Source organism: Ornithinimicrobium sp. (assembly GCF_051004135.1).
Lineage (GTDB): Bacteria > Actinomycetota > Actinomycetes > Actinomycetales > Dermatophilaceae > Ornithinicoccus.
Genome location: NZ_JBPCKQ010000169.1, coordinates 1 through 5,291 on the forward strand (window position 1 = coordinate 1; position 5,291 = coordinate 5,291).

Sequence of the window (5,291 nt, forward strand, 5' to 3'; positions counted from 1 at the left end):
GGCGATCCCGGGCCGGGCCGGGAACGAGCAGCTCGTGGACCCGCGCGGCGCTCCGGCGCTCGTCCCACGGCTCGAGCGTGGCCGCCTCCGGCGGGAGCACCTCGGCCAGCGAGCTGCGGGCCGCGAACAGGCAGGGCACGCCGGCGCGGGCGCACTCGAACGGGACGAGGCCGAAGCCCTCGTAGACCGACGGGTAGACCACGGCCGAGACGCGGCTCATCAGCCACGCCTTCTCGGGCTCGGTCACCGGGCCGAGGTCGACCACCCGCGCCGACAGCTCGGCGTGCGCATCAAGCCAGGCGCGCTCCTCGAGGCGCGACGATCCGTCGGGGATCGCCGTGCCGGCGAAGATCAGCCGCCCCGGCCAGCCGTGCTGCTCGGAGAGGGCCCGCAGGAGGCGCAGGGCGAAGACGCGGTTCTTGTGGCGAAAGTCGGTGCCCAGGCAGAGCAGCATCTGGTGCTCGCCGAGATCTTCACAACCCACAGGCGCCCGCCGTCCGGAGCTCGCGAGAACTGCGCGGTGATCGACTCCGATGTAGGCGACTCGTGCGCGCTCTGGCGCCACCAGCTCTTCGAGCACCGCATCGCGGGCCGCATGGTGGCTGAAGAACACCACCGAGTCGGCGAATGTGAGCGCCCTCCGCGCAAGGCTGCGGTAGCGTGCGAATTGCGGGTAGCCGGGAAAGTAGCCCGGGTTGCGATAGGCGATCAGGTCCTGCTGCGTGATCACCGCGCGGTCACCCAGGCGCCCCATGAGTCTCAAGTCGCTCGCGTGGGAGACCTGCATCGGTCGGTGCACGACCGCGCTGCGCTCGAGCTCGGGTCCTCTGGTATCCGCCTCCGGGAGCAGCGTGACGTGCGGCGCTGATACGAGCGCATCTCGCGCGTAGTCTCCGAGGTCGGCCGGCACGACGACCCGTAGGCGAACCGCGCCGGTCCGGTCGAGGGCTACGACGAGCTCGAGGATGTGAAGCTGCGTGCCCGTGAGAATCGGGCCCAGGCTGCGGCCATCGATCGTGACGGTCAGGTCTGCGCCGATCGTGCGCCCCGCGTGTCCCAGCGCGCGGGCAAGTCGGCTGTGCTGGTCGCTTCCCGCCGCCTGCTGTACGCGATCGTAGTACGGATAGCGGGCGGCGATGATGCCGTCGTGCGTGCCCTGCAGCGGGTTGGCCTCGCCATCCGCGCTGAGCGATCCACCCTGGCGGTGCAGTACGAGTACGTCGTCGGCGACGACGTGCACCAACCCGTGAACCGTGCAGCGTTGCGAGAAGTCGACCTCTTCGCCGTAGGCTGGCGAGAATGCCGGATCGAACGGGCCGACGAGATCGAGCGCCTCGCGACGCACGAAGAAGCAGTGGCCGACGCAGGTCGGGATGCGTGGTCGCAGTCGCAGCGACTCGGCGCGCAGCTTACGTGCGCTGGCAACGAACTCCAGATCCTGGGGAAGATCGGGACGTGGCTGATTACGTGCCGGGAGTGAGACGATCGTGCCGTGATTGGTGAGCGCGGTCGCGGTCGCGATGTTCGTGTCGTCGTAGGCCGCGTGGCGCATGCCCTCGAGCCACCCGGGCGCGACGACGCAGTCACTGTTGACCACGACCACATCCGCGGGCGCGCACTGCGCGAAGCCTGCGTTGACGTTCTTGACGAAGCCGAGGTTCTCCTCGTGGCGAAGCCAGAGCAGGCGGTGATCGAGCGATCCCGTGCGCACGAGCTCCTCGGCGAAAGCACGGCTGGCAGGGTCTGGCCCGGCGTCGTCGGCGACGAGGATCGGCACCGAGCATGGCGTGTTGTCGAGGATGCTGCTCAGGCAGCGCACGAACAGATCGTGCGCGCCGTAGAGCGGGACGCAGACCGCTACGTCGCCCCGCGCGAGCCCGAGATCGTCGTCGGGGCTGACGTCAAACAAGCCGCGCCGGACCTCGCCGGCGGCTCCTGTCGGTGGGTGCAGCGCCGGCGGAATGCCGAGCTCGTCTATCCCCTGGCTGGAGACCCAGCGCATGTAGTCGCCGGCATCGTGGCGAAGATCGCTGAACTCCGCGCGCAGATCGGCGCGCGAGGAGTGCAGCGTGGCGAGGAAGCGGGTGACGCCGTCACTCGCTCCGATGGCGGCCGGCGCGTTGAGCCACTCAAGCCATGTGCGCTCGCCCTCGGTGGTGAAGATCGAGTCCGTCGGAGCTCCCTCGGCATCCAGCAACTCGCGCAGCGCCGGCGTGAGCGCGATCCCGCCGCCGGTCGATGCCCACGAGTAGGGCCAACTGCGAGCATCGCGGATTCCGGCGGCGTCGAGCCTGGCGGCATAGCGTGCGCAGAGCGCTCCGAGGAGCGGATCCGTGCCGGGATCTACGCGCGTGCCGTACCTGCTGAGGTGATCAGGCTGCTCGGGATCAAAGCCGCTGAAGTGAAAGAAGCGTAATGGTGCCCCGCTCGCATACAACCCGCCGTCCTGCTCGCTGAGCGGGCGCTCGGCAACGTTCCAGTAGGCGACGTTGCACCCGCGGTCGCCGAGCAGGCCGACGCCGCCGAACATGCCGGGGACGAGGTCTAGCCAATGCTGGTCGACGAACCTGCCGCCCTCGACGTCGACGCGGCTTCCGCTGCGAAGACGGGCCGCCCACCATTGGAGAAAGCGACTGCTGTGCTCGCCACGGCGTAGGGCCAGGAAGCCGGCGTTGTACGCCCCGGCCTTGATGATGTCCGGCTCGCCCGGCTGCTCGCCGTCCGGCGCGATCGGATCCAGCAGATGGGGTGTGAGCACGATCTCGTGACAATCCAGCGCAGCGTCGACCGGATCCAGGCAGGCGGTTACGAGGACGTCGGCGTCGAGCAGCATCACGCGATCGTGGCGCTCGAGCGCGTGCACGAGCAGCAGGGGCTTGAGCGCCATCGCCAGCTCGAATGGCGTATAGCGCAGGGCCATCGGCCAGAGGTCCGAGCCGGCGATGTCCTCCGCGCTGAGGACGTCGAACGGCTCGGCCTCGGGATCGAAGCAGCCGTCCGGTTCGTCGACGAGCAGCACGATCGCGCGCTGGTGGGGGTGGTGCTCCGCCCATGAGCCCGTGAGCACCCGAGCCCAGGGCAGGCGGTCCTTCGTCACGATCGTGCAGAGCCGCATCGCGGAGGGACTCTAGATGAGCCGCCCTCGGTGGAACCTGACCGCTCTACGCCCGCCCATCGCGACCTATGCCCGCTTGCGAAAGGCCTTGTTCGGAAGGATCTCCTCGTACCGTGGATCACTGCGAACGACCAGATCAACCACCAGCGCGACTTGGCGGCTCTCGATCTGCTCTTGCGTGTGCAGATCTGCGGTAGCCGGAAACACGCTCGGATTCATCGTCTCTGAGGCAGCCAGCGACCAGTCGAAGTCGTCGAAGTCGATGATGCCGCCGACAGAGAGCAGCCGGTCGGCGAGGAAGAACGCCAAGGCGTCGATGCCCCAGAGGTGGGCGCCGTCGAGAAAGACGTAGTCGAACGCTGGCGGGGCCGGCTCGGCTAGCAGGCGGCCAAGCGTCCAGTTGTAGGAGTCCATGATCTTACGCGTGTTGCCGTGCCCGATGACCGGCGCGTACTCCGGCCCGGCGAGTCGGTCGATCACGGCTTCGACACGGTCCTGGAAGTCGAACAGGTGCAGTTCACCGTCGCGCTCCGCCAGCACACGGGCAATACCCGCTGATGTCGCGCCCTCGTATACGCCGATCTCGGCTACGACGCGGGCGCCGGACTCGCGCACAAGGCTGATCGTGGCGTCGTTGGGCGCCGGGACGTTGAGCACGCCGGGGAGTTGGTGCTCGGCGATCGTTGGCGGGGGCTGGGACATTCGCCGCAGTGTACGACCGGTGCCGGGTGTGCTACCGATACCTGGGTGTCGTCGCGCTCGCGGTGTGTCAACTTTCGTCCGACGATCTCGGTGCTCTGCCCGACGGCTCACAGAGGCCCGCTCGTGGCCGCGGTGCTGGACGACCTGCGAGAGGTCGTGGATGAGATCATCGTGGCGGCAGACGCCCGAGTGGCTGCGGCCGACCTGGGGCACTACGCGAAGGTCGCCGACCGTCTACTTCGGTACCGACACGCCGGTGCGAATCGGCATTGGCCGTGGTTGGCTGCGCAGGCCGCGGGCGATTGGCTGTTCCTACTGGACGGGGATGAACTCCCGAGCATGGCGCTTGTGTCCGCCCTTCAGGAGCTTGTCGCGGATCGTCGGATAGGCCAGTATTCCCTGCCGATTCACTGGCTGTGGCCCCGCGCCAGCGCTCATCTTGTCGACGAGCCGTGGAACTCAGATCGCCGCCTTCGGCTGGTGCGAGCCCCCGGTCTGACGTTCGGCGCGCGTAAGCACGTCCTAGCCGATCCCGGCGGGCCAGTCTCCTTCCGCGACGATCTTCCCGTCTATCACCTGGATCTCTTGCTTCCCGATGTCGCCAGGCGGACAGACAAGGTCGCCCGGTACGAGGCGGAGCGCTTCGGCATCCTGACCCCGGAGGGACTACCGTTCAACGAAGCCTTCTACCTCCCAGAGAACGCAGGCCACGAACCCAGCACGATCCCGCTTCCGATCGAGGACGCGCAGCGCGCTGAACGAGCGTTGAGGGCGACGCCGGATCCAGGGACGTCACTTGATCCACAAACAGTCACTGAGCATGCGGATGAGATCATCCAGCACGCCCCTGGCTCGGCGCTGCCGAGCGATGCCTATCGCGCGTCGCTTTCCCTGGCCCGACCGCTTCCAAGCTTTATAGCAGAGCGTCGTCACCAAGTCGTATGGGTACATGTCGTCAACAACGGCACCGTGCGCTTCCCGGGCGGCGAGCATGAGCCGCTGATCCGGGTGGGGGCCAGATGGCAGCCCGTCGACGGCGGCGAGCCAGTCGATGTCAACCGCGCGTCGTTACCGCACCCGCTCGAGCCGGGCGAGGGCCTTCTGATGCCCGTCGAGGTCTGCGCACCCCCGCTCGCAGGACCGGCCGGACTCGTTCTTGACCTCGTGCACGAACATATCCGCTGGTTCGACCAGCCCTTGCGAAGCCGTGTTGACGTAGAGGAGTCTGTCGCAAATCGGCTGCGGGCCCTCGTCACAAGCTTCGGGGCTCTGATGCCGCTCGAAGAGGTGATACGACTTCGTCGCGCTGTTGCTTCGCGCGACGGATTGCTTCGCACGGGCACCCTGCCAATCCGGCCCGCCGAGCGACCGGAGTTCCGCAGATGTGAGGCACACAGCGGCGTGGAATAGTGCTTGTGAGCAGGTAGTTCGTGCTGCGGGCGTGGTTGAGCCCGTGTGTCTACGGCGCGCCGGT

Annotated in this window: 3 protein-coding genes; 1 reads left to right on the forward strand and 2 read right to left on the reverse strand. The window is 67.9% G+C overall.

Translation table 11 applies throughout. The annotated features are described in order from the left end of the window. Together ACR2FV_RS11555 and ACR2FV_RS11560 are read right to left on the reverse strand one after the other, a co-directional pair. Positions 1–3,115 (reverse strand): glycosyltransferase (locus ACR2FV_RS11555; RefSeq protein ID WP_434015847.1); only part of this gene is annotated, 3,115 nt, incomplete at its 3' end. A 66-nt stretch (positions 3,116–3,181) separates the two neighbouring features. Continuing rightward, the gene (locus tag ACR2FV_RS11560) at positions 3,182–3,817 is read right to left on the reverse strand and encodes a class I SAM-dependent methyltransferase (protein WP_434015848.1); all 636 of its coding nucleotides are present in this window, start codon (positions 3,815–3,817) and stop codon (positions 3,182–3,184) included. 123 nt (positions 3,818–3,940) lie between these two features. Between ACR2FV_RS11560 and ACR2FV_RS11565 the strand changes: the two genes are divergently transcribed. Beyond that, positions 3,941–5,227, forward strand: a complete 1,287-nt coding sequence (locus ACR2FV_RS11565) for a hypothetical protein (protein WP_434015849.1) — start codon at positions 3,941–3,943, stop codon at positions 5,225–5,227. The last annotated feature ends 64 nt before the right edge of the window (positions 5,228–5,291 follow it).

Bases quoted from the DNA above. Each gene is read 5' to 3' on its own strand.
- ACR2FV_RS11560 (WP_434015848.1), bottom strand. From the start codon at position 3,817: ATGTCCCAGCCCCCGCCAACGATCGCCGAGCACCAACTCCCCGGCGTG.